This is a genomic window from Sporolactobacillus sp. STSJ-5 (genome assembly GCF_024385605.1).
Lineage (GTDB): Bacteria > Bacillota > Bacilli > Bacillales > Sporolactobacillaceae > Sporolactobacillus.
The window spans coordinates 16175-42004 of sequence record NZ_JANFOJ010000007.1 but is presented as its reverse complement, the minus strand read 5'-3'; the positions used below and the strand labels follow the sequence as shown (position 1 = coordinate 42004).

Annotated in this window: 24 protein-coding genes; 7 read left to right on the top strand and 17 right to left on the bottom strand. The window is 42.4% G+C overall.

The features are described from left to right. Positions 1-31 precede the first annotated feature (31 nt). Positions 32-1153 carry a M20/M25/M40 family metallo-hydrolase gene (locus NOM01_RS08400; RefSeq protein WP_255748176.1) on the bottom strand — a complete coding sequence of 374 codons (1122 nt, stop codon included), beginning with the start codon at positions 1151-1153 and terminating at the stop codon, positions 32-34. A 123-nt stretch (positions 1154-1276) separates the two neighbouring features. Between NOM01_RS08400 and prli42 the strand changes: the two genes are divergently transcribed. Continuing rightward, on the top strand, positions 1277-1423 hold the full coding sequence (prli42, locus tag NOM01_RS08395) for a stressosome-associated protein Prli42 (RefSeq protein WP_255747997.1): 147 nt from the start codon (positions 1277-1279) through the stop codon (positions 1421-1423). Here the strand turns inward: prli42 and NOM01_RS08390 are convergent. From NOM01_RS08390 to NOM01_RS08380, 3 genes are all read right to left on the bottom strand, one after another. Further along, a complete protein-coding gene (locus NOM01_RS08390) occupies positions 1420-2511 on the bottom strand; it encodes a sensor histidine kinase (RefSeq protein ID WP_255747995.1) in 1092 nt (363 codons plus the stop codon). The two genes, prli42 and NOM01_RS08390, sit on opposite strands and share 4 nt — an antisense overlap. Next, positions 2508-3182 (bottom strand): response regulator transcription factor, encoded by a 675-nt coding sequence (locus NOM01_RS08385; protein ID WP_255747993.1) that lies wholly within the window; start codon positions 3180-3182, stop codon positions 2508-2510. The genes NOM01_RS08390 and NOM01_RS08385 overlap by 4 nt, the downstream gene beginning before the upstream one ends. A 163-nt stretch (positions 3183-3345) precedes the next feature. Then, complete coding sequence (locus tag NOM01_RS08380; RefSeq protein WP_255747991.1) at positions 3346-4263, bottom strand: DMT family transporter; 918 nt, start codon at positions 4261-4263, stop codon at positions 3346-3348. A gap of 151 nt (positions 4264-4414) precedes the next feature. On the opposite strand from NOM01_RS08380, the gene NOM01_RS08375 reads away from it, so the two are divergent. The 4 genes from NOM01_RS08375 (at position 4415) to NOM01_RS08360 (ending at position 8153) form a co-directional block, all read left to right on the top strand. Continuing rightward, positions 4415-5296 (top strand): LysR family transcriptional regulator, encoded by an 882-nt coding sequence (locus NOM01_RS08375; protein ID WP_255747989.1) that lies wholly within the window; start codon positions 4415-4417, stop codon positions 5294-5296. A gap of 202 nt (positions 5297-5498) precedes the next feature. Next, positions 5499-6767 carry a 3-phosphoshikimate 1-carboxyvinyltransferase gene (gene aroA, locus NOM01_RS08370; RefSeq protein ID WP_255747988.1) on the top strand — a complete coding sequence of 423 codons (1269 nt, stop codon included), beginning with the start codon at positions 5499-5501 and terminating at the stop codon, positions 6765-6767. Further along, on the top strand, positions 6760-7866 hold the full coding sequence (gene aroC / locus NOM01_RS08365; protein ID WP_255747987.1) for a chorismate synthase: 1107 nt from the start codon (positions 6760-6762) through the stop codon (positions 7864-7866). The genes aroA and aroC overlap by 8 nt, the downstream gene beginning before the upstream one ends. Next, positions 7863-8153: a chorismate mutase gene (locus NOM01_RS08360; protein WP_255747986.1), complete on the top strand. Its 291-nt coding sequence runs from the start codon at positions 7863-7865 to the stop codon at positions 8151-8153. The genes aroC and NOM01_RS08360 overlap by 4 nt, the downstream gene beginning before the upstream one ends. A gap of 87 nt (positions 8154-8240) precedes the next feature. On the opposite strand, the gene NOM01_RS08355 is transcribed toward NOM01_RS08360, so the two are convergent. The 5 genes from NOM01_RS08355 to NOM01_RS08335 all read right to left on the bottom strand — a co-directional run bounded on the left by NOM01_RS08355 (position 8241) and on the right by NOM01_RS08335 (position 14211). Next, positions 8241-9530 (bottom strand): dihydrolipoamide acetyltransferase family protein, encoded by a 1290-nt coding sequence (locus NOM01_RS08355; protein ID WP_255747985.1) that lies wholly within the window; start codon positions 9528-9530, stop codon positions 8241-8243. An 18-nt stretch (positions 9531-9548) separates the two neighbouring features. Then, positions 9549-10532, bottom strand: a complete 984-nt coding sequence (locus NOM01_RS08350; RefSeq protein WP_255747984.1) for an alpha-ketoacid dehydrogenase subunit beta — start codon at positions 10530-10532, stop codon at positions 9549-9551. Positions 10533-10546: 14 nt separating this feature from the next. Beyond that, entirely contained in the window at positions 10547-11572 is a 1026-nt protein-coding gene (locus NOM01_RS08345) for a thiamine pyrophosphate-dependent dehydrogenase E1 component subunit alpha (RefSeq protein ID WP_255747982.1), read from the bottom strand. Further along, positions 11569-12987, bottom strand: a complete 1419-nt coding sequence (gene lpdA / locus NOM01_RS08340) for a dihydrolipoyl dehydrogenase (RefSeq protein ID WP_255747980.1) — start codon at positions 12985-12987, stop codon at positions 11569-11571. The genes NOM01_RS08345 and lpdA overlap by 4 nt, the downstream gene beginning before the upstream one ends. 240 nt (positions 12988-13227) lie before the next feature. Beyond that, positions 13228-14211, bottom strand: coding sequence for a DUF4003 family protein (locus NOM01_RS08335; RefSeq protein ID WP_255747978.1), 984 nt, complete (start codon positions 14209-14211; stop codon positions 13228-13230). A gap of 223 nt (positions 14212-14434) precedes the next feature. Between NOM01_RS08335 and NOM01_RS08330 the strand changes: the two genes are divergently transcribed. Next, the gene (locus NOM01_RS08330) at positions 14435-15568 is read left to right on the top strand and encodes a mechanosensitive ion channel family protein (protein WP_255747976.1); all 1134 of its coding nucleotides are present in this window, start codon (positions 14435-14437) and stop codon (positions 15566-15568) included. Between the two features lie 30 nt (positions 15569-15598). Here NOM01_RS08330 and NOM01_RS08325 read toward each other — a convergent pair whose 3' ends face one another. The 5 genes from NOM01_RS08325 to NOM01_RS08305 all read right to left on the bottom strand — a co-directional run bounded on the left by NOM01_RS08325 (position 15599) and on the right by NOM01_RS08305 (position 21219). Further along, on the bottom strand, positions 15599-16042 hold the full coding sequence (locus NOM01_RS08325; protein WP_255747974.1) for a hypothetical protein: 444 nt from the start codon (positions 16040-16042) through the stop codon (positions 15599-15601). A 185-nt stretch (positions 16043-16227) separates the two neighbouring features. Continuing rightward, positions 16228-16539, bottom strand: a complete 312-nt coding sequence (locus NOM01_RS08320) for a hypothetical protein (RefSeq protein ID WP_255747973.1) — start codon at positions 16537-16539, stop codon at positions 16228-16230. A gap of 171 nt (positions 16540-16710) precedes the next feature. Further along, positions 16711-18459 carry an ABC transporter ATP-binding protein gene (locus NOM01_RS08315; RefSeq protein WP_255748175.1) on the bottom strand — a complete coding sequence of 583 codons (1749 nt, stop codon included), beginning with the start codon at positions 18457-18459 and terminating at the stop codon, positions 16711-16713. 41 nt (positions 18460-18500) lie between these two features. Continuing rightward, the gene (locus tag NOM01_RS08310; RefSeq protein ID WP_255747972.1) at positions 18501-20258 is read right to left on the bottom strand and encodes an ABC transporter transmembrane domain-containing protein; all 1758 of its coding nucleotides are present in this window, start codon (positions 20256-20258) and stop codon (positions 18501-18503) included. Between the two features lie 526 nt (positions 20259-20784). Next, positions 20785-21219 (bottom strand): Hsp20/alpha crystallin family protein, encoded by a 435-nt coding sequence (locus tag NOM01_RS08305; protein WP_255747971.1) that lies wholly within the window; start codon positions 21217-21219, stop codon positions 20785-20787. A gap of 315 nt (positions 21220-21534) precedes the next feature. Between NOM01_RS08305 and NOM01_RS08300 the strand changes: the two genes are divergently transcribed. Then, positions 21535-23637: a DNA topoisomerase III gene (locus NOM01_RS08300; protein WP_255747969.1), complete on the top strand. Its 2103-nt coding sequence runs from the start codon at positions 21535-21537 to the stop codon at positions 23635-23637. Between the two features lie 43 nt (positions 23638-23680). On the opposite strand, the gene NOM01_RS08295 is transcribed toward NOM01_RS08300, so the two are convergent. The 3 genes from NOM01_RS08295 to NOM01_RS08285 form a co-directional block, all read right to left on the bottom strand. After that, the gene (locus tag NOM01_RS08295; protein ID WP_255747968.1) at positions 23681-24379 is read right to left on the bottom strand and encodes an SGNH/GDSL hydrolase family protein; all 699 of its coding nucleotides are present in this window, start codon (positions 24377-24379) and stop codon (positions 23681-23683) included. Between the two features lie 98 nt (positions 24380-24477). Beyond that, on the bottom strand, positions 24478-24984 hold the full coding sequence (locus tag NOM01_RS08290; protein ID WP_255747967.1) for a threonine/serine exporter family protein: 507 nt from the start codon (positions 24982-24984) through the stop codon (positions 24478-24480). Between the two features lie 9 nt (positions 24985-24993). Beyond that, complete coding sequence (locus tag NOM01_RS08285; RefSeq protein ID WP_255747966.1) at positions 24994-25779, bottom strand: threonine/serine exporter family protein; 786 nt, start codon at positions 25777-25779, stop codon at positions 24994-24996. Positions 25780-25830: the final 51 nt, after the last annotated feature.

Below are 25830 nucleotides of genomic sequence, written 5' to 3'. Positions count from 1 at the left end.
TCGCCTCTTCGTACGTCATTCTTTCTTAAGATTAATCTTTTTCAATTGCTTGATCAACTAGAGCAATGACAAGCTCAGCTGTCTTTATGAGTTCCTTAATTGCTATTTTCTCTTTGACTGTGTGAATGTTTTCATAGCCGACACCCAAGTTTATCGTTGGTATTCCTTTACCGCAAAGTACATTAGCATCGCTTCCTCCGCCGCTTTGGAGCATATGCGGTGTTCTGCCAACTGCTTCAATCGCCTTTGATGCGAGCTGGACCACTGCATCCTCACTGCCGAATTTGTATCCCGGATACATGAATTCAGCATGAACCTCTGCTTTTCCTCCCATTTTCATGGCGGTATCTTTGAAAGCCTCAGTCATTTTTATAATCTGATTATCCATTTTTTCTTTGACAAGTGATCGAGTTTCTGCAATCACCTTCACGTAATCACAGACAATATTTGTCGCTTTACCGCCTTCAAAACTGCCGATATTCGCTGTTGTGTCATTGTCGATCCGACCGAGCGGCATTTTAGCAATGGCTTTAGCTGCCAATGTAATTGCCGATACTCCTTTTTCAGGTTCAATGCCGGCGTGTGCAGTCTTCCCATATAAATCAACGATGAATTTCGTTTGAAATGGAGCTGCCACTACCACATCTCCTACCGGTCCGTCACTGTCCAATGCAAAGCCATAATCAGCATGGACCAGAGACATGTCAAGCGCTTTTGCTCCGAGCAAGCCGGATTCCTCGCCAATCGTAATGATGAACTGAACATCGGCATGTTCGTGCTGCTCCTCGATCATTACTTGAATTGCCTCCAGAATCGCTGCTATACCGGCTTTATCATCCGATCCGAGAATCGTTGTCCCATCTGAGGTGATGTAACCATTTTCAATTAATGGTTTAACACCTTTTCCCGGAAGAACCGTATCCATATGTGTACCAATGAAAATGGGAGTACCTGTTTTCGTTCCATGCAACGTGCAAATGAGATTATTTGCTCCATGACCCGTTGTCTTTTGTGCCTGGTCTTCCTTAACATCGAGTCCGAGTTCAAGAAGTTTTTTTTTCAGAACCTCATAGATTTTCCCTTCAAATCCAGTTTCCGAATCAATGCTGACTAATTCACAAAAATTCGTGATCAGACGTTCTTCATTAATCAATCCACTCACTCATTTCATCATTATTTCTGTAAAAATTACCTTTATTTCGTTTTGCCTGTTTCTCTTTTGTTATAATAACATACTGTTCATTCAATTTTGCTCAGTCGATTGAAAAGTCTGCTTATGATCAACTATAATGGACAAGAACTCACTAGGAAAGGAACGGTCATATCTATGTCGAAGAAATTATTTAAAGTCGTTGTCTATCTCATGATCGGCGCACTCGTCCTATCAAGCATTTCCGTTTTTATCATTGCACTTGTCAATTAATTAGTGCTTTGGGACTTTGTTTCTGCCTTTTCCAACCATATAGAAAAAGTAGTCCCCTTTCCATAGTCGCTGCTTACACGAATTTCTCCTTGATGAACATCTATAATTTTTTTCACGATAGAAAGGCCTAAACCACTGCCGCCTTCACGACTGGTTCGCGAGCGGTTTCCTTTATAGAATCGTTCGAAAAGATGAACAAAATCCTCTTTTTTAATGCCCATTCCTGTGTCTGACAATTGGAAGAGAATACGACCACTCTGCTCTTTTAATAAAACACTGATCTTCCCTTCAATGGGAGTGAATTTAATACTATTTTGAATTAAATTCATCCAAACCTGATTCATTAGTTCACTATCTGCATGAATCATAACCGGTTCTAATTTAATATCTAGATTCAATTTCTTACTGCTCCATTGAGGTTCAAGTGCGAGCAGGCATGATCTTATTTGTCGATCCGGATGATAATCAGTCATGTACATCGGGTGCTTCTCATTTTCAAGTGCTGTCAATTTTAATAAATTATCGCTTAATTTCGAGAGACGATCTGTTTCTGTTTGAATGATCTTTAAGTAATGATCTTTCTTTTCCTTCGGCAGCTGATCATTCTCCAATGCACGTGCGAATCCTTTAATCGAGGTCAGCGGCGATTGAATCTCGTGGGAGACATTTGAAATAAACTCTTGCCGCACACGTTCCAGCTGTCCCAGTTCCTTCGCCATATAATGAACGCTGTCTACAAGCTGGACAAAAGGATTATGTCGATTTTTTTCTTCCGTAGGAAGCGGAATGTTAAGCTCTATTTCGAAATTTCCCTTCGCCATCTGTCTGATCGCTTGGGAAATCGTCTGAAAGTAATTAAATCTTTTTGGCTTAATGTACTTTCCAACCTGAGTCATCACAAAGCCCATTAAAACGACACCAAGGAGTCCGCTCACAACATGAATAAGAAGCGGATGGACATGAATTTCAAAATGATTCGTCACCGAATCAATCAACAGATAAAAAAGAATCCAGAACAGACTCAGTACTAATAAGAACAAAATGCCAAAACAGTGCACTTTGAATTTATTCCAAGGGTATCTTTTCATAATAACTCTTCCAATCGATATCCGAGTCCACGTACTGTTTTTATTTCAAATCCGCATTTATCAGTGACAAAACGTTCACGAAGTCGTTTCACATGAACATCAATCGTGCGTTCATCCCCCTCGTAATCATAACCCCAAATATTTTCAATGAGGTCATCTCGAGTGAACGTTCGACCTGGCGCTCCAGCAAGCATAAACAGCAATTCAAATTCCTTCATTGGGATCATAATTGAATCGTTTCCATTAATAATGGTATACGATTTTCGATCTAAAACCAGTTTTCCTATGCGCAGGGTTTGCGAGACGGATACCTGATAGCGCCTCAGCAAAGCTTTCACACGCATAACAAGCTCAATCGGTTCAAATGGTTTTACGAGATAATCATCAGCTCCAAGCTCAAAACCCTTAACTTTCTGCATTGTCTCTCCCTTTGCTGTAAGCATTAAAATCGGAGTTTTTTTGGACTTGCGCACTTCACGGCAGAATGCCCATCCGTCCATCTCAGGCATCATAATATCCAATATAATGAGCACAACAGAATCATCATCAAGTATTCTTAGCGCTTCTCTTCCATTTTCTGCTTCAATGCAGGGCAAATTTTCACTTTCAAGAAACACAGTCACTAGCTCGCGAATATGCGGATCGTCATCAATAACGAGAATTTTGTTCATTGGTTTTTCGACTCCTTTTCACACAACATTCTTCTCAAATAGTGTGCATGTGAACTATGAACAGAAAATGAATCGATTGATATGTACGATGATAAAAATTATAATGCATAGTTGTTCCAAATGCATCCCGCAAATCGTGCGCCTGCCTATTTTGCCTAAACAATTACTTATCAGGACGGCTGTGCTTTTTAAACAGAGAGACAGCAAACCATGCACGAGGCATTTTGCGATCATTACCAATTTTGATTTCCATGATGACGATACTAAGTAAAACAAGCACGGCTCCGATAGATGCCTGAACAGATAACCGTTCTCCGACAAACAAATAGGCAAACAGCGCCGCAAATACGGGCTCTAATGAAAAAATAAGCCCTGCGTGGAGATCCGAAGTAAACTTTTGTGCTATGTTTTGCAGCAAATAACCGACTGCACTGCATAGAATGGCCAGACCAAGAACAGAAGTCCATGCCGCCAGGGTTGCAGGCAGCTGAAACGGCTCGAAGATCAGGGCAAGCAGTAAGGACAGAACGCCGGTGAACCCCATCTGCCAGATACTGAACGCAAGTGTGGGCACTTGCTTACCGACATGTCCGGCAAGAATAATATAGCCTGCATTGAATAACGCACCAATAATACAGAACAAATCACCACTGCTGAGCATGAGTGAGGAGGTACCTGTTAAAAGAAAAATACCAATTAACGAGACACCTGCTCCCGTCATCACGCGTCTTGGTGGCAGATGTCGCGTGATCAGCGCATGAAGAATCGGAACAAAGATGACCGTAAGACTATTCAAGAATCCCGCCTTTGACGCGGGTGTTGTTAGCATTCCGAACATGAGAAATGCAAAAACGCCGAGAAGCATCAGACTTTGCAGCAAGCTATAAACCAGTGTTCTGAAATCTGTATGAAAAAGTGCACGATGGAAAAATAAAGCCATGATGACAAAAGCAATGAAAAAACGCAGTGCAATAAAAGTAAAGACCCCCAAATCATCCAGCCCGGTTTTCATAAACAAATAAGAAGTGCCCCAAAGAACGGTAACAAGGACAAGCATCCAGTCTGCTTTTTTTTGATTCATGCCTCAACACCTCGATTCAATCATTTTCTTCATCAGTATAAAGGACGTATTGTTATTAATAAAATGAATCTTTATAATATAACAAATGAAATATTTTCATCATGAGGTGATGTCTCACATGGTTTATAAACAAACATGAGGAGGAGCACGAATGAGTCTCATTAAATATCAAATTTTTTCCAAAGTGGCTCAGCTGCACAGTTTTACGCGAGCGGCTGAACAGCTCGGATTGACGCAATCAGCGGTTAGCCACGCCATTTCCGGGCTTGAGCAGACCTTTGGTTTTTCATTGATCCATAGAGGGCGTTCTGCCATCACCTTAACTCGCGAAGGCAACCTGATGCTTCCGAATATCAATGCCGTATTGCAGTTGGATGAAGGTGTTCGCCAGGAAGCTTCATCCATTCTCGGTGTCATAAAGGGAACTGTGTCTGTGGGCAGTTTCAATAGTGTCTCCATTCATATCCTGCCACAAGTGATTCAGCAGATGGAGACGCATTATCCATTAATAAAAATCCGCCTTTTCGATGGGAATTATGAAGAAATTGAACAGGCACTGTTACGCGGTGAACTTGACTGCGGATTTGTAACAAAAATGGAAATTAAATCTGTCCGGGTCACACCAATTAAAAAAGATCGTATACTTTGCATTGTGTCGCCGAAAAGTCCGCTCTATAATCAAAAGACAGTCGCTTTTAAACAGATTGAAGACGAACCCTTTATCATGCCGGCGTACGGTGGATATCACGAAATTAAACGTTTGTTATCTGAGCACCATTGCTCACCTAATGTTCGGTTTGAACTTATGGAAGAGAATGCAATACTCGCCATGGTCGCACATCATCTCGGGATTAGTATCCTTCCGGAACTTGTTCTTCCAGAAAACATTGAGCCGCTTCGAGCAATTCCATTTACTGTTGAAAGTTTTCGAACAATCAGGCTTGCTTCTCGAGTTCCCACATCACCAGCTGCCAAATGTTTCGCAGATATTGTCCTTGAAGTCATAAAAGACAATGAATCTGCAAATCGATAGAATAAAACATTACATGAAAACAAGTCTTTATTGACAGATATTTTTGAAGCACTTAAAATTTATTTTAATTGATTCTCATTCAAATAAAGAATGAACACTTATCCTTTAAAGAGAGTTACCTCTCTTTTTTGTTTTTAAAGAATTAAAAGCGATTATCGCCGGCCCCAATGATCAATGAAAATAGTTAGGGAGATAAACATTGATGCATATTTCAGCAGATTCACTCAATGGTACTGTTGTTGTCCCACCTTCGAAAAGCTACGCACACCGAGCAATCATGGCAGCCTCACTGGCTCAAGGCACAAGTTTGATTCAAAATGTCGGACTATCCGAAGATATTACGGCTACTATAAATGCAATGCAGGCTTTTGGGGCACGAATCAGTTCCCCCCCTTTGTATAAGGAAAGAACTTCACTGACAATTACCGGAATTTCATCTCAATTTAATGGCACGGTTCCCACAATTGATTGTCATGAATCAGGATCAACGTTACGCTTTGTTCTTCCTGTAGCGCTTGCGTTATGCGGAGAAGCACTTGTTACAGGCAGCGATCGATTAGCACAACGTTCACTGACGCCCTATCAATCGCTCTTCGCTGAGAAAAAAATACGATGGCAGCAGATACCCAAGCAGTTTCCAATACATTTAAAAGGAGCATTGCATCCAGGCGACTTTCCCATCTCAGGAAGTGTCAGTTCTCAGCTTATTTCGGGATTAATGTTCGCACTTCCCTTACTTGATCACCCATCAGTAATTCGTATTACCGACTCATTGGAATCAAGCGGGTATGTGACCATCACTCGGGATGTACTCAGTCAATTCGGCATAGCAATTAAAGAAGACGGACGTTCCTTTTTAATAAATTCAGAACCCTACCGATCGAACACCTATACTATTGAAGGAGACTGGTCTCAGGCTGCTTTTCTTCTGCTAATGGGCGTGCTTGGCGGTCGGATTACCATACGCGGCTTAAACCGGGACAGTAAGCAAGGGGACCGCGCCATTAAGTCGATCCTCACGTCAATGAATGGACAGATTTATTGGAACGACGATGAATTAATTGCTGAGAAATCAAAATTAACAGCAACAACAGTGGACGTCGCACAATGTCCTGATCTTGCACCAGTAATAGCAGGAGCTATGGCATTAGCCGATGGAAAAAGTGTCATAAAAGGCGGAAAACGTCTTCGCGACAAAGAATCGGATCGAATCACTAGTGTAGCAAATGCATTGAATTCGTTGGGAGCAGATGTCACGGAGACTGAAGACGGTATGATTATTCGCGGTGTTCCCTTCCTTCGGGGAGGATCCGTTTCATCTCACAACGATCATCGACTTGCCATGCTTCTTACATCTCTTTCAGTGATCGTACACGGTCGGATTCATTTGCAAGAAGCACATGCCGTCGCAAAATCATGGCCGGATTTTTATCACGTATTTCAAACAATTGGAGGGTGCTGTAATGAGTAGTTGTTGGGGAAATCTAATGAAATTAACTATTTTCGGTGAATCACACGGACCTGCTATCGGCGGTGTGATTGATGGCCTCCCCTCTGGAATATCAATTGATTTTGATCAAGTAAATTTCCATATGAAGCGCCGTGCACCGGGCCTTCATCGGTGGTCAACACAGCGACATGAAACGGACACTTGGGAAATACTCAGTGGTATGTTTCAGGGTCGGACAACAGGTACCCCGCTCGCCTTTCTCATTCGCAATCATGACCAAAAGTCTAAAGCGTACGCGGAATTAAATATTATTCCGCGTCCAAGTCATGCAGATTATACAGGAAACGTACGCTATCACGGCTTCCAAGATTATCGAGGCGGCGGTCATTTTTCCGGTCGACTGACTGCCCCTTTGGTCTTTGCGGGATCTATTGCTCGTCAGTTGTTGGAAAATCAAGGAATTCATATCGGTGCTCATATTCGTTCAATTGGCAAAATAAATGACTCTCCTTTTGATCCGATTCATCCTTCAAGCGAGTTGATGAAGGAAGTGGCGAAAAAACAGTTTCCAGTCATTAATGATTCTTCAGGAGAGAAAATGAAAGCACTGATTGAAAAGGCTCGAATGGATTGTGATTCTGTCGGCGGTGTAATTGAAGCAGCAGCAAGCGGAGTCCCCGCAGGTATCGGCTCACCGATCTTTGATGCACTGGAAAGTGTACTTTCCTCAATTCTGTTTGCCATTCCCGCAGTGAAGGGTGTCTCTTTCGGAGACGGTTTCGGAATCAGCAACCTGCGTGGCAGTGAAGCAAATGATCCATACGAGAAGATGAACAAGGACGGTAAACTTGTTACAAGCAGTAATCACAACGGAGGAATATTAGGCGGCATTACGAGCGGTATGCCTTTATTGCTGAATGTAGCGGTGAAACCCACCGCTTCGATTGCCAAACCGCAACAATCAATTAACATGGACAACGGGGAACAAACCGAATTGAACATCAAAGGCAGACATGATCCATGCATTGTCCCGCGTGCGGTCCCAGTTGTCGAAGCGGCAACTGCCTTTGCCTTACTCGACACAATGATTCAAAACAGAGGATTGGAGCACTGGCTATGACCGATATGCAAAGACTTCGCCAGGAAATTGATAAAATCGACGAACAGTTAAGCTGTCTCCTTAATCGGCGTATGATGATTGCACGATCCGTTGCTCAATATAAAATAGATCATAATTGCTGCGTACTTGATACGGAGCGTGAAAATGAAATTATTCACAAAGCATGTGAACGAAGTGCGTGTGATGAACTAAAGCCCTATCAGGAACTTTTTTTCAAACAGTTGATGACACTCAGCCGAGATTACCAGAAAACATTTATCAAACTACAAAAGCAAATAAAAAAATAAAATAAGTAAAATAAAATAAGTAAAATCCCCTTGTCTTTGTTCCGAAACAAAGACAAGGGGATTTTCAATACATATTTATTTTAATTATCAATATATAGGTGTGTTCTCTGGGTTAATATTTTCCAGCAATTCTTTCACTCGTGCAAGGAAACGGCCGGTAATCAGTCCATCCAGTACGCGATGATCGATGGAAATACAGAGATTGACCATGTCTCGGATCGCGATCATGTTATTGACAACAACCGGTCGTTTGACGATGGATTCAATCGAGAGAATCGCTGCCTGCGGATAATTAATAATCGGCTGTGACTGAATTGAACCAAATGATCCCGTATTATTGACCGTAAATGTTCCTCCTTGCATGTCATCAGGAGATAATCGATTTTCACGAACATTAGCAGCAAGTTCATCTACCGCAAATGCAAGGCCTTTAATACTTTTTTCATCGGCATTCTTAATCACAGGCACATAGAGCGCCTCATCTGCTGCAACGGCAAGTGAAATATTTACTGCCTTTTTTTCTATAATCTTGTCGCCGGCCCATGTACTGTTAATGCGTGGGAATTCTTTCAGTGCAGCGACGATTGCTTTGATAAAAAAGGGCAGATAGGTCAATTTATGACCCTCTTTCTTAAGAAAAGCACCTTTGATCTGATTTCGGTAGTTCACCAAATTCGTAACATCCACTTCAATCATCGTCCATGCATGCGGAATTTCGTGCTTGCTTCGAAGCATGTTCGATGCAATTGCTCGGCGAACGCCTGTCAAAGCGACAACATGATCTCCCGCTTCGTTTTCAAAAGTTTTTGGAGCATGAACTGCAGGTTTTGCAGCTTCCTTAGCGACTGCTTCGGAAAAACACCCTGCTGCAGACGGCTGAGGAACATGCATATCAGATGGAGATTCACTTGTGTGTTCTTCAGGGACGGATGCGATATAGAGTTCAACATCCTTACGTGTAATTCGTCCGCTTCTGCCCGTTCCGGCTATCTGATCCAAATCCAGATCATGTTCCTGAGCGAGTCTCAAAACAGCAGGTGAATAACGTCTCTTCATTGATGTATCCTGTTGTTCCTCTTTTTGAGCAGCTTTTCCTGCCGTATTCTTGACCAGCTTTTCAACGGCCGGTTCTGCTCCTTCGACTTCGATGGTACAAATTGGCTCGCCAACGGGCAATGTATCTCCTTCACCCACAAGAAGCTCCGTAATTTTCCCGGAAAAACTTGATGGAATTTCCGCATTGACTTTGTCTGTTGTTACTTCTGCAATCGGATCATACTTGTTTACCGTATCTCCGACTGAAATCAGCCATTGGCTAATCGTACCTTCAGTCACACTTTCTCCTAACTGAGGCATCGCCATTTGTTCGACACTCATTCTGCTGCCCCCATCCTGTTAAAATTCAGCTAAATCTCGGATTTCATTTTCCACTTGTTCAGGTTTAACCATAAATGCTTGTTCCAAAGGTCCGGCATAAGGCATGGCCGGTGCATCTGGGGCAGCCAGTCGTCTGATCGGCGCATCTAAGTCGAACAAGCAGTTTTCAGCAATAATTGCCGCTGCCTCGCTGATCACACTGCCTTCCTTTGTGTCTTCAGTAAGAAGCAATACTTTACCGGTTTTTCGCGCTGCATCAATGATTGCTTCCTTATCCAAAGGATAGACAGTACGAAGATCAAGAATATGTGTTGAGATGCCTTCAACAGCAAGCTTATCAGCAGCCTGCATTGCATAATGCACCATCAGGCCATAGGTGATCACCGTGACATCGGTACCGTCGCGTTTTACATCTGCCTTACCAAGCGGAATCGTATAATCATCAACCGGAACCTCGCCTTTAATCAGCCGATATGCACGTTTATGTTCAAAGAAGATCACCGGATCATTATCACGAATCGATGCCTTCAGGAGTCCTTTGACATCATAAGGTGTTGACGGAATCACAATTTTAAGTCCCGGAACATTGGCAAAAATCGCTTCCATTGATTGTGAATGATAAAGACCGCCATGCACACCGCCGCCAAATGGAGCACGAATCGTCATCGGAACAGACCAATCATTGTTTGAACGATAGCGCGTTTTCGCCGCTTCGGAAATGATTTGATTCGCTGCCGGGAGCATAAAGTCGGAAAACTGCATTTCAGCAACAGGACGCATACCATACATTGCTGCTCCGATTCCGACCCCGGCAATTGCTGATTCGGCAAGCGGTGTATCGATCACGCGATTCTCTCCATATTTGTCATATAAACCCTTCGTAGCTTGGAACACTCCGCCGCGTTTTCCAACGTCCTCACCAAGAACGAACACATTTTCATCTCGACTCATTTCTTCATCTAACGCCTGAGTCACGGCTTCAATATACGAAAGTACAGGCATATGCTCTCTTCCCTTCAGTTCTTTTCCTCATATACGTACCGCAAAACAGAATCAGGATCAGCGAACGGCGCATTTTCTGCATAATCAGTCGCTTCGTCAATTTCCTTGCGTACCTGATCTTCCATTTGTTTTTCTCGTTCTTCTGTAAGGACACCGACAGATCGCAAATAAGCGGCAAAAGTAAGAACACCGTCATGTTTCTTTGCTTCATCGACTTCTTGCTTCGTCCGATAGGTCATGTCATTATCATCACTGGTATGCGGCATTAAACGATAGCAGTTTGCTTCAAGCAGAGTCGGTCCTTCTCCACGGTGAGCGCGATCAGCTGCTTCTTTGACCGCCGCGTATGCAGCGAGCGGGTCATTGCCATCAAACGACTTTCCAAACATGCCATAACCGACCGCGCGATCAGAGACATGAGCACATGCCAATTGATGCTTTAATCCCACAGAAATCGCATATTGATTATTTTCACACATAAAAATAACCGGCAGTTTATGAACGGCCGCAAAATTAGCTGCTTCATGAAAATCACCTTGGTTTGATGAGCCTTCACCAAAATCAACAAAGCTGACAAGATCGTCTCCTTTAATTTTAGCCGCGAGTGCTATTCCGACTGCGTGAGGATTCTGAGTTGTCACCGGTGACGAATGACTGAGCATCCGCAGCTTTCGATAGCTGAAATGACCCGGCATCTGGCGTCCTGCAGAACTCGGATCTTCTGCTTTGGCAAAGTTATTGAGCATCATTTCTTTGACCGTCATTCCCCAAGCAAAAACAAAACCAAAATCACGATAATACGGTGCAACATAATCCTTCTCACGGTTCAAGCCGAATGCAGCGCCAACCTGGGCCGCTTCCTGTCCTTGGCATGACACAACAAAAGGAATCTTCCCGGCTCGATTAAGCAGCCAAAGCCGTTCGTCCACTCTTCTTGCTTTCAGCATACTCTCATACATTGACAAAACAACTTCATCGGATAGTCCTAAATTTTGATGACGGTTTTTCACTAACGTATCTCCACTTTTTGCTTTAATCATATATGAATCGCCCTCCCGTCTACCGCTAATGCGGCTTCTCCGATCACTTCTGTTAATGTTGGGTGCGGATGGATCGCTTCTGATAATTCCCATGGAGTCGCATCAAGTAATTTTGCTACAGCAGCTTCTCCGATCAAGTCCGTCGCATGCGGCCCGTAAATATGAATACCTAAAAGATCATTAGTCGTTTTGTCGGCAATAATTTTTGCAAAGCCATCGGATTCACCGTAAACAAGCGCTTTTCCAATTGCTCCGAACGGTACCTTTCCAACCTTGACAACGTGTTCCTTCTTCGCTTGTGCCTCTGTCAATCCGATCGAAGCAATTTCCGGATGCGTGTAAATGCAACGCGGTACAAGTTCCGGATGAAGCGGCTCAACTGAAAGTCCTGCTAAATGTTCAACAGCCTTTATACCCTCATGTGAAGCAACGTGTGCAAGCTGCAGTCCGCCGATCACATCACCGATGGCATAGATATGCGATTCCTTCGTTTGGCCGAAGGCATTTGTCTTAATATAACCATGATCCGTTTCAATTGATGTATTCGCTAGACCAATATCCTCGGTATTTGGCATCCTGCCTACAGACACGAGCATTTTCTCAGCTGTAAAGGTTTCGAGTTGGTCGCCAATTTCTGCACTGATTGTTACTCTATCCGTTTTCTTCAATGTTTCAGGAAGTACCTTTGCTGCAGTCACAACCTTAATGCCACGCTTCTTCAAGCCTCGTGCAAGCGTGATTGAAAGTGTTTTGTCTTCTGTAGGAATGATTCGGTCGCTGTACTCAACGATCGTCACCTCTGCGCCGAAGTCTGCCAGCATTGAAGCCCACTCAACTCCGATGACCCCGCCGCCGACTATCAAGATTGAGGCTGGACATGCCTGCAGCTGCAACGCTTCATCCGATGTCAGTATTTGTTTTCCGTCAATGTCTAGTCCTTTTAATGAGCGGGGCCTTGATCCCGTTGCAATAATTACATTTTTCGACGTTAAAATTTCATTTTCCTTTCCATCGGCAAATTCAACAGATATTGAACCGGGAAGTGGTGAAAAAATCGAGGGTCCAAGCATCCGCCCCAGTCCGTTATAGACATCAATTTTCCCCTTTTTCATCAAATGCTGAATGCCGTGGTGCAGCTTTTCTACAATTGCTTGCTTTCGTTCTTGAATTTTTTCGAAACGGAGTGCAACTTCAGAAACATCAATACCGAATGAACTGCTTTTCTTGATTTCATCGTATACTTCAGCGCTTCTGAGCAGCGCCTTCGTCGGGATGCATCCTTTATGGAGGCATGTGCCGCCAAGTGCATCTTTTTCGACAATGGCGGTTTTTAATCCAAGCTGGCTGGCGCGGATCGCCGCAACATAGCCGCCTGTTCCACCACCTAATAGGACCAGGTCATAATTTTGGGCCATAAAAAAAGTCACTCCTTATTCTTGCATGACCTATCTACGTTCAGATTTTAAAAAGGTTTCATTCATCATGACTTTATAAAAACAGTGACAGCAACTTGCATGTACTTTATTTTCTAACGATTATTTTACTCTTGTTTCAAGATAGGTACAAATAATACGATATTGAGGAATTAAATAGTCTCCCCAAGAAACAGCAAAGATGCCATTGGCGTTTCTCAAGTACTCCAGACATTTTTATAATTAATTTCCGCTGTTTGATGCGGCGGCTGCACTTGTAGATGCGGCAATAGCTGCGGCGCTAGCCGCTTGTTGAGCACGAATCACCATCTCGGTCATGACAAGCAAACTTGGATCAATTGATTTTTGTTTTTCCTCACCGTTCAACACTTCATTTACAAATAGACTAGCCGCTGTTTGAAAGTAAAGATCTTTGCCGACAAACAGAGTAAGCTTCTTGTTTCTTATTTGTTGATAGAATTCAATCACTTGTCCAGCTGCTTCGTTTTCATTGGCAAGCAAAGCAAGCACACCATACATCGGAAAACAGCTGGCTCTAAGACGCATGCCTTGATCTTCCATTGCCGACTTGATTTGTGCAGCTTTCCGAGCGAGTCTTAAGCTGCTTCCCTCAGAAATATAGGCAAGGAGACAAGCGAGCGTCTGGAGGTCATCGCATTTTCTAAATCCATTCTCATTCAAATGGGTATAAATCCGTTCCTCTTTTTCAACAAGTTCATTCGTGTCCTCTTCAAGCTGGGCAAGAAGCACAATAAGTGATACATCATTTTTATTTGTTAAGAACGGATGCTTTTTCTTTAATAATTTGTACAATGAAAAAGCCTTTTCCGAAATTTGAAACGCCTTGGAGGGATCCATTCCGGCAAGTATGGCTGCCGCTATGTAAGTCTGTTGCTGACGAGTAAATCCTGCTTTAACGAGATAGCCATAAATTACCCGAACAAAATCAGGTTCTGCTTGTTTTTGAATGAGCATGGCATTAATACAATAACGAATTTCACGACTAAGCACGGTGAACCACCCGGTCGCACCTTTCATTTGTTCATCGACACGGTAAAATGCCGCCGTATCAAAACGAACACCTGAAGCCGTATAAACCGATGCGAGGATCAGCCGCGTATTCGCCGAAGTCATTTTTAACTGTTTTGTCAGTAAATCCATATTTTTTTCGAGCAGGTTTAATTTATCATCAAGCATCAGATTCATTTCATCACACTCCAGTACCCATTTAACAGTACATATATGGTACCATATTTTTATAATGAACATCATGTTATGGCTTTTCGATTGATACAATCCCCTCAATAATCTTTTCGAACATGCAGTATAAACTTGGTCACATTTTTTCGTCATTTCTTAATTTTGAATGAACGTAGATGATAAATTCCATGCTATGATAGAAATAAAAAAGATTTTCGGAGTGAATAAAGTGGAACAACTGAACTGGATACTTAAAATAACATGGCTGGACGGGCTCATTTCAATAGGGATTTTTCTTGTCTTCTTCTTTGCCCGCGAGCTTTTTTCTAAATATTTTCTTAAACTCGTTACGCGGCTCTCAAAATTGAGCAAGACCCCTGTTGACGATGCACTGATCGGCGCATTCCGCAGGCCCGTTGCTTTTATTCTTTTCTTTGCTGGTATTTATTTGGCACTTATGTACTTGCCGATGCCGCATCAATGGAAATCCATTGCTACACTGCTTTTTAAGTCATCGGCAATCTTTTCGATTGGCTGGGGATTTTTCATTTTTTCAGATGCGATTGGGATCTTCTTCCATCATATGGGAGATCGCTATGATCTTCAGTTCAATACAATTGTCATTCCATTTCTTGCCAAAATCATGAAATTCATTGTCGTTGTCTTCACGATTGTAATGATTCTTGATCAGTGGAATTATCATGTAACCGGGTTGATCACCGGCCTTGGAATCGGTGGACTCGCGATCGCCATGGCAGCAAAAGATACATTAAGCAATTTATTCGGAGGATTTGTGATCATCACCGATGCCCCATTCACAATCGGCGATTTAATTCAAATGGGTTCAATCGAAGGATTTGTTGAAGATATTAATTTCAGATCAACCCGAATTCGAACAATGGATCAGGCAATTGTCACGGTTCCAAATTCTACACTTGCTAATTCACCGATTACCAATTTGTCTAAAATGGATAAACGGCGGATATCATTTAATTTACCGCTCGATCTTGAAACAACGAATGAACAGATTAAGCGATGCCTTGGACAAATCAGACAAATGCTGCTAAACGATTCTGAGGTGTATGAAGATCGCAAACTGATTTATCTCGATAAAATTACGTCAAGCAGCATGAATCTGCTCGTTGATTTCTATATCAAGTCGATCGATGCAGAGGAATGGCTGAAGGAGAAGGAAAAATATACGTATGCAATATTAGAGATTCTGCAAAACGAAGGGGTAGAACTGGCAACAACGCGCTCTCTAATGGTTGTTCCGTCACAAAATAATCAAGAACAGCCTGATACACACAGAGATGACAAAAATCAAACTGAACGTGAACAAAGATCTCGCTCGCGTGAATAGTTGCAAGCATTTAACGTTATTTTTCGAAACTCAGTCCGACATTTCTTTCTTTTGAACAATCGGCGGCTTTGGTGTAATACTGTCTGACTTGCCTGCCATGGCAGCAATTCCTGTAATGACAAGAATGATACCGGCCGGAAGCCCTGTACCAAAGAGTATTAAGCTGTTCAAACTTCCTGAAATGAGAAAACATAGGCCTGGAATTGTGTGCCAGCGTTTTTTAATAAAAAAGTATAAGGCTGTACCTGAAATGATAGAACATAATAAACCTGCGAAAAAGGCATGAATGCTGAATGCGTTTAAACTGTAAATGGCACCCGCGGAAGTTATTTGATCGGTATTCAGCCGCAATTCATCAATCATTCCGCTGTCGAAGTGGGCCGCTATATATGAAAATCCTCCAAAAATAAATTGGATCACCGTCAAGATTGTTCCTAGTATACCTGCTACACAAGCGGTAATACGCCTAAACATAACCCTCGCTCCTCATATGTCCGAATCAATGATCTTGATTCAATAGTATGCTTGGCCAACACGCGAGATGCATGGTCTTTAGTTTTTTGCTTACAAAGAGGAGCAGGACGATCAAGGTTTTGTCGTCCTGCTCCTCTTTGATACACCATTTATTTATCAATTAACTTCAGACGGTTTATCATAACTTAGCCATGTCGATACAAGCCAGGATTTACTCGCGCATTCTCTCGAGCAAGCTGAATAGTATCCATGATTTTCTGATGCAACGATTGTGCATCCTCGCCTTCAAGGACAAGTAAAATCTCTTTTTTTTGCACGGACGAAAGATAGGTCATCGTTTGTGGTAAATATTTCATCGGGAAAGTTGAGCCATTGTTCGAAAAGTATGCTTTGCAACGGCATTTTCTTATGGTCTCAAACAGCCTGATCGCACGTTTTAAGGTAATGCCGCCACCTGGAGTAAGCGGAATTTTAATTGAAACAATTTGTTTTTCCATGATTAAAAATCACCTCTAAATCCATTTCTCGGACACTCCAGCTACATCTATTATTATATGTCATCTTTCCACACTTTCGAAACAATAGGCATGCTGCTTGGTTGAATATGAAAAAAGAAGCCCGATATTAAAGGACTCCTCATTAATGATCATTAAATAAAAATCGTTTTTTCACTGTGCTGAAGACACTTCACCTGCGCCTTTTCCATGCTGTAATTGGTACATATTAAAGTACAGACCACCTTTTTGAAGCAGTTCTTGATGTGTTCCGCGTTCAACAATTTCGCCTCTATGGAGCACCAAGATTTGATCAGCGTCCTGAATTGTTGACAGTCGATGGGCAATCGCAATTGTCGTTCTGCCCTTTCTCATCTTAGACAAGGCTGTTTGAATTGCTTCCTCTGTCTCTGTGTCTACGCTCGCTGTCGCTTCATCAAGGACAAGTATTTTTGGGTCTTGAGCCATCGTTCGAGCGAAGGACAGCAACTGCCTCTGACCGCTTGAGAAGGTCGCTCCGCGCTCCCCAACTGGCTCATGGTATTGTTTCGGTAGCTTCGTTATGAAGTGATCCGCCTGGACAAATTCTGCCGCTTTCCTTACCTGTTCATCAGTTAGCTTCTCGTGACTCAGTCGAATATTATCAGCTACATCGCCCACAAACATAAAGGAGTCTTGGAGAACCAGACCGATACGTTTTCGTAGTTCGCCATCAGAAAATGCGGTTAGCGGCTGTCCGTCAATGAAGACAGTGCCTTGTTCAATCGGATAGAAACGCATGAGCAGATTAATAATCGAACTCTTTCCGCTCCCTGTATGACCAACAAGCGCAATGGTTTCGCCCGGATTTGCTGTGAAAGAAATATTCTTCAAAACCGGGTTCTTGCCATCGTAAGCGAACGTGACATTGCGAAATTCCACTCGTCCTTCCTGTACTGCCGGATTCACATCGCCCCGCTGAACAGGTGCCATGCGCTGATCATCAAGCAACCCGAATACCCGTTCAGCGGAAACCATCGCCTGCTGGAAGATGGTCAGCTGCTGCATAATTTGGTTGATCGGATCAAAAAATCGGTCAAGATAATTGATAAACGCATACAAAACACCAATTTTGACTGCATTGTCAAATGACTGGATACCAAAAAAGCTCAAGATCATCATTAAACCAATGAGGTAAACAGAGTAAACGGCCGAACGGAGCATGAGACTGTTTAACCGTACACTTTTTAACAGTGCCTTTTTGTGATCATTATTGATTTTGCCAAATTCCCGCCTCAACCGTTTCTGTTGCCGCATTGCCTGAATCATTGACATTCCTTGCAGCGACTCGTTCAGTTTCGCATTTAGCTGGCTGAGTTTCACTCGTGTAACCCGGTATACTTTCGAGCTCAATGTACGATACACCCACATCAGAACCAGAAGAAAAGGCATCAGAATGAAACAAATAAGTGCCAGACGAGCATCAAGGAAAAACATGCCCGCAAAAATACCGATCATCATAATTGTGCTGTTCACAATTGTCGACAATACCGTGACATACAGATCCTTGATGGTTTCGGTATCATTTGTGATTCGAGATACCAGACTTCCTCCCGGCGTCTGGTCAAAAAAGCGTAAACCGAGATGCTGTACCTTAGAAAACACTTCTACCCGCATGATTTGGATAATGTTCAGTGCAATTTTCTGAAACGATATGACTTGATAATAATTAAATAAAGCAGAAATTGCGTACAAACCGATGAATAAAGCGCCAAGCAAAATCAGCGGCTGAACCGGAAATACACGCGGTGTCAGATAATCATCAATAAACACCTTCATCACGATCGGTCCAAGAACATCCGCACCGGTAGCAATCAATAACACAATGAATGTAATGATTACTTTTTTCTTAAAGTATTTAAGATAAGACAGCAGCCGTCTCATAACTCGACGTCCTGAGAGCTGCGCGAGATTCTGTTCCTCGTTCACGCCTTTGTGCCTCCTTCCGAAACAAGCGATTCAAGTTGTTGGTGCGCGTACATCTCCGCGTACCATCCTTCTGCTTGAATAAGATCTTCATGCGTTCCCCGTTCGATAATTTTGCCATCGCCCATGACAATGATGAGGTCGGCGTGTTCAACTGCACTTAAACGATGTGCAGATATCAGCGTTGTTTTATTTCGACGTTCATGTTTGAGCGCATGAAGTATGGAAACCTCAGTACGAGCATCAACTGCAGAAAGCGAATCATCGAAAATCAACAGTTCAGGATCGGCAAGCAGCGCCCGGGCAATTGAAATACGTTGTTTCTGCCCCCCTGATAATGTAACGCCTCGTTCCCCGACAACCGTCTCGTAACCTTCTTTAAAATGAAGAATATCTTCATGAATACTTGCTAACTTAGCAACGCGTTCAACTTCTTCTTGGGATGCTTCCGGTTTTGCAAACGCAATATTCTCAGCAATGGTTGCTGAAAATAAGATATGATCCTGTGGGACATAGCCAATGGCACTTCGAAGCGCATCAAGTGTGACTGCCTGTATTGCGGTTCCGCCTATACTTATCTGACCATCCTTGATGTCAAATTCACGCAGAAGCAACCGCAGCAATGTGGTTTTTCCTGCACCCGTTTTCCCCACAATACCTAATGTTTGTCCTTGGTTAACTTGAAAACGGATATCAGTCAACGCATCAGAATCACTTCCCGGATAGCGGAAACTCCGTATTGAAAAATCAATCGATCCGCTCGGCACTTGATCAGAAGCACCCTTCTGATCTGTAATTTCCGGTTTTATTGCTAATAGCCGCCGAATCCGATCATAGGAAGCACTGCCACGTTCGACAATATTGAATAGAAAACCGAATGCGAGCATTGGCCAAACAAGCTGACCGAGGTACAGAGTAAAACTTGTTAATCCGCCAAGCGTCATTGACCCGCCAACCACATAAACTGATCCGAAGATGAGTGCAAGAAAATAACAAAAGGCAACGATGAATGTTATGGTTGGATCAAACAATGAGTCTACCTTTGCAACCGCAATATTTTTATTGACCACATCTTGTGATGCCTTTCGAAACATAGTGATCTGTGCGTCTTCTTCACCAAACGCCTTGATCACTCGAACGCCGGATACGTTTTCCTGCACTTTATCATTGAGATCGGAAAAAGCGGCTTGTGCTTTTCCAAAACGTTTATGCAATAGTGATCCATAATACATGGTGAGTATAACCATAATTGGCATAGGCAGCAGCGTAATTAAAGTCAGTTTCCAGCTGATAAACACGGACATGGTCACGATAACCATGCCGCCGAGTGTGATTGAATCAAATAAAGTGAGAATACCTTCACCAGCAGCACCTTGAACTGCATTAATATCATTGGTCGCATGCGCCATTAAGTCACCGATCCGTCTTTTTTGAAAAAAGTTAGGTGACAGTTTAGTGAAGTGTTTATATAAATCATTTCTTAACTGATTCGCTAAAATAATGGACGATCCAAAAATTAATTGGCGCCAAATATAGCCTGTAAAATAATAAATAATCCCAATGATTACTAGAAATGCAATCCATTTTCCTAAAGTTAACGGAGTTAAACTTCTTGTTCTGATATCGTCAACTAAAATACCGACAACATAAGGAGGAATCATCGATAAAAAACTTGAAAGCATGAGAAAGATGACACCAAAAGAATATTTCAATCGTTCTTGCTTAAAAAACCACCACAAATCAATAAAAATACGCACCAGACAACCCCCTCGTCAAACAACCTTATCTTTAAAAACACAAAAAAGCCACAAGAGAACAGAGTTCCTTTCTCCTGTGGCTTCATAGACAAAACCGTAAAAAATACCGATTATTATGTCAACAATACCGAAGGAAAGAGGTAAGTGTCACAAAATCAACAACAGAATGTACAAATGAATACTTAACTCCATTTACCATCTTCTGAGTATTCTTCATGACGCTCACCTCCTTCCCTATTTGAATCAATGTAGCAATTATATAATTTTTTCCAAATGAAGTAAACCATCAATTTAAAGTATTTATTATAATTGCTCTGTTAAATAATGGTCAATTCTTGACGGATCATTTCACCGATATGTTACCGGCAAAACATAATTAAAGTAAACCTGAAAACTATATGTATAAAAAAGGATGTCTCATGAAAAGTTAATTTCTTAACTTAGAGACATCCTTTTTCGTTTTATTGTTCAAATTTCTAACATTCTAGTTTTGTCGGCTTCTCACTCATTTAGAGCTGATATTCATTTAATTTATAGTAATTTCCTTACGATCACGTTTGCTTTCTTCCTTTTTAGGCAAGGTAATTTGAAGCACTCCGTCCTTAAACGCGGCTTTAATTCCATCCTCTTTAACGTTGTCAAACATAAAATGACGTGTATAAGAACCGGACGCACGCTCTTTTCTAATGAAGCTGCCGTCTTCTGCTTTTTCACTTGTTTGCTGATCACGTGTTGCATCAACAGTCAGAACACCGCGATCAAAATCAAGATGGATACTGTCTTTACTGAAGCCAGGCAGATCCAGTTTTACACTGTAAGCATCATCACGTTCTTGAACATCTGCAGCGAATGTCTGCAATCCACTATTGTGAAAGAAGTTGTGCCCCCATTCATCAAACCAGGAAGGCAAGAAATCAAAGAATCCGTCACGGTCTTTTTTCGTTGGATAAAGATTTGCCATCATAAATTCCTCCTCATTAATTTAAGGCTGTCCAAAAGTTACGTCTGTCTTTTCACGTTGCTTTGACACGTAATGTCTAAGAACTATGAAATTACATGACTGCTCGCTCCTTTTAAACGTGTTTGATTTTTTAATTCGGGGTTTGAATTTCATCTCTTCTAACCCTTACAACTGTATTATAACCGTTTGGTCAGTAAAGGTCAAATGTTTTTGACCTTTACTGATCTTTTTTCAAGAACCTGAAATTATGCGTGTATTCCGTTATAATAGGCTGTATCAGTCAATAGGTTTTATAAGAGAAAGGAATTTCCGTATATGTCAAAATCACTCGTTTTAGCTGAAAAACCCAGCGTTGCTCGTGAAATTGCGCGTGTTCTGGACTGCAAGAAGACGAACCGCAGCTTCATTGAAGGAGAACGCTATATTGTTACCTGGGCACTTGGTCATCTTATCGAATTAAAAATGCCTGAAGAGTACGATAATAAATACAAAACCTGGCGGCTTGAAGATCTCCCGATTATTCCAAAACAGATGGAAACTAAGCCGATTAAACAAACGCGTGCACAATTTCAAGCGATTGCCAAGCTAGCTAAGCGATCGGATATCAGTGAATTGATTATCGCGACTGATGCGGGACGCGAAGGTGAACTAGTGGCGCGGTGGATCCTTGAAAAAATCAATTGGCGCAAGCCAGTCAAAAGACTTTGGATTTCATCGCAAACTGACAAAGCCATTCGTACCGGCTTCAAACAACTTAAACCTTCGAAAGAATATGACGACCTGTTTCAATCTGCTGTTTGCCGCTCAGAAGCAGACTGGCTGATTGGGCTCAACATTTCACGGGCCCTTACGACAAAATACAATGATTCGCTCTCTGCCGGACGTGTACAAACACCGACGCTTGCCATGATTTTAGAACGTGAACAAACCATTCAATCCTTCCAGCCCAAGCCCTACTGGAATCTTTCTGTTGATTTAAATGGCGGTACCGCTTCTTGGAAAAACGGTGATCGAACACGCATTGCAACAAGAGATGAAGCCGCTGCGTTGAAGAACAAGGTGTCTGGCCATCAAGCTGTGGTTCGCAGTGTCGTCATTAAAGAAAAGCGGGAGAAGCAGCCGCTTCCCTATGATTTGACCGAACTGCAACGTGATGCGAATAGAAAGCTTGGCTTCTCAGCAAAAAAAACACTCAATGTTCTTCAGAACCTTTATGAGCGTTATAAAATTGTTACGTACCCGCGTACGGATTCGCGTTACCTCACCAAGGATATTGCTGCGACGATGCCCGAGCGGCTTCGCGCCATTTCTTCCGTCTACGGTGATGAAGTTCGTGCGATTCTGCACAAGCAAAATGGCAAGGTAAAAGCTGCTTATGTATATAATGACTTAAAGGTTAGTGATCACCACGCCTTGATTCCAACGGAAGAACCTGTCTATATTCATGATTTGTCCGATGATGAACGTCGACTGTACGATTTAATCGTTCGAAGATTTTTAGCCCTCTTCTACCCTGAGTACACATTCCAGAGCATGCGTGCGGAGTTAGAAATTAATGGGGAAACGTTCGTATTGAAAGAAACAAAAGAACTGGATTTGGGATTTAAACGTTTGAACGAATCATCCGGCAAACAAGTGAGTGAGGACAGCCTTAATGTGACAAAAGGGCAAAAATTGCCAGTACATCAGGTTCTGCTGGATGAAAAAATGACAGAGCCGCCTGCACGTTTCTCAGAAGCTGACTTATTAACAAAAATGGAGACATTTGGTTTAGGAACACCAGCCACCCGAGCAGATATTATTGAGAAAATACTGCTCGCCGAATCTGTTGAGCGTGTAAATGGGCGTTTGCGCCCTACCGGCAAAGGCAAACAATTGATTGACCTTGTAAGCACGGATCTGAAATCTCCAAAGCTTACTGCAGAATGGGAACGGCAATTAGAAAATATCGCAAAAGGCAGTGGGAATGCGAATCAGTTTATGGCAGAAATTCGCAAACGCACCTTAGAAATGGTGCGCGAAGTCAGAAACAGTCAGCAAGACTATAAAATTCAGAATTTAACCGGATCTAAATGTCCGGAATGCGGCTCGCCAATGAAAGAAGTTAGAGACCGTGATGGCGGACGGGTTCTTGTTTGCATTAATCGTGCCTGTGGACTACGAAAGCGTAAAGATCCGAAATTATCGAATAAACGCTGTCCGACCTGCCATAAAAAGATGGAAATGCATAAAGGAAAAGCGGGATTGTATTTCCAGTGCCGCACTTGTGGAATCATTGAAAAGGCAGATCAAATTAAGAAAAAAGCGGATAAAAAAGAAACTCGGAGGCTGCTCAATAAACTGAATAACAACAGTGACCCGATCGGAAACAGTCTTGCAGATGCCTTAAAAGCAGCGATGAAAGAAAAAAATGAGTAAGAAAAGCCTTTTGGCTTTACTTACTCATTTTTTAGTACTTTTGTTACACAGCATGCATTTCCGTGACACTTTTTCTGAGTTCAGGCACGAACCCAGACACAATCTCAGCTAACGCTTTATATCCCTGGGCTGTCGGATGCAAGCCGTCTTCATTAATCAACGCCTTCAAATCGCCTTTCAGTTTAAACGCGGAACGGACATCAATAAGCGTTGCACCACTCTTTTTACACAGATCTTTGAGTGCGCGATTGTACATCCCGTGCCAATGCTCAATACCGCCGCACATACCGATCCAATGACCAATCGAGTGACTGTAGTGACTCATCAGCGACTGATAATATCTGGCAGGATCAAGCGGCAGCAAACTTAAGATTACGGGCAGAGCTCCTGTCGCCGAAATACGATCAATCATAAGCTTTATGTTGGACAAATAGCGATCGATCGGAACAATCGGTACATGTTCCGAATCCGGAAGCTTTGCAACTTGATCCCAAGGAAAATTGCAATCATTTCCGCCTACATTAATGAGCACAAGATCCGGATGCTCGTCTAGCACATCATGATCAAGTCTTTGTACAAGAAGATCTGAGTTGTCGTTAAAGACGCCTTTGTTGATGACCTCATCCCCATCGCCAAGGAAGCGTTGCAGTAATGCAGGATAATTTTCACGAATGATCTTAAATCTTCCGCGTACAAATGTAATACCCCGTGTCACACTATCGCCAAAACAGATCAATTTCATAACCGCTCACCTCTCAAAATAACCGGATGTACATAATTCTTTCATTCGGTCTGTTTCATTTGCATTTATAGTAACAAATTACCTAATTAATTTACAGTTTATTTCGAGAAATGTTTCACTTTTTTTGAAAGAAAAAGTCCAGCTGCCATTTTATTTGATGCATGATGCTTCATTTTTTCGAAAATTTGATAAAACACTTCTGCCAAAATCAATCCCATTGCAATCGCTCCGGACAAAACAAATACCTTCTCAGCAAAATAAATAGCAACATCATAATTGTTATCCACCGCACGGCTCATTACCGAATAAGTGAGCCCTCCGGGAACAAGTGGAATAATACCCGATACACTATATAGAATGACCGGATTTTTGCATAGCCGTGCAAAGATCTGACTCATGAGCGCAATGACAAATGATGCGGCAAAGGTGGCAACAAAATCATTGCCGCTATAGTGAAACAGGAAGAAGTAGATCAGCCAAGCAATCATTCCAATCAAACCACCATGGATCAGCGGTTTAAATGGAATATTGAATATAATACCAAACGCACATGTGGCAAGATAACTAGTAATCGATTGAATGGTAATGACGACAAATAAGTGCATGAACTCACCTCAACCGAGCACAATTGCGGCCGTCACGCCAATGCCAATGGCAAAGGCTGTCAGGCCTGCTTCTGCGCTTTTCGATAGTCCGGCGACCAAGTCGCCGGCCATGATATCTCTCACAGCGTTTGTGATTGGCACTCCGGGAACGAGCGGCATCACAGCACCGATGATAATTTTATTCATTTCGACACCGAATCCCAACTTTACACTGACTAATGCAATCATTCCGATAAAAATCGATGACATAAATTCAGAAAAGAACTTAACTTTCGCGAGCCGATGCAGATAAATCATTCCGGCTTGACCAGCACCGCCTGCGATAAATGCCGGCAGCAAATCTTGCCATTTACCCAAGAACATGAGTAAAAAACAGCTGCTGGCAATCGCAGCTGCAAGAATCTGCAAGCTGTTCGAATACATGACTGTAGAACGATCGATCTGGATTAAATCACGGTGCAGATCCTTCAGACTGACTTCGCCATGAGCAACTCTTCTTGACAAGGTGTTTACTTGCGTGACCTTACGCAGATTAGTTCCTCGATTCTTGATTCTCACAAGCTGCGTGACATCGTGGTCTTCAATGGAGAAGATGATTCCGGTTGGCGTAACAAAACTCTGCGCATCATGCACAGAAAAGCTGTTAGCGATTCGATTCATTGTATCCTCAACCCGATATGTCTCTGCCCCGTTCTGCAGCAGAATTTTTCCCGTTAATACGCAAACAGCCGCAACTTCATGCACAAATCCTTCCTTGCTGTCCTTCCTCTTATATGACCCTAAGAAACCATTCATTTTCACGACTTCTCTCTCTTTTTTTGAGTAAGATCATTATAATATGAGCAT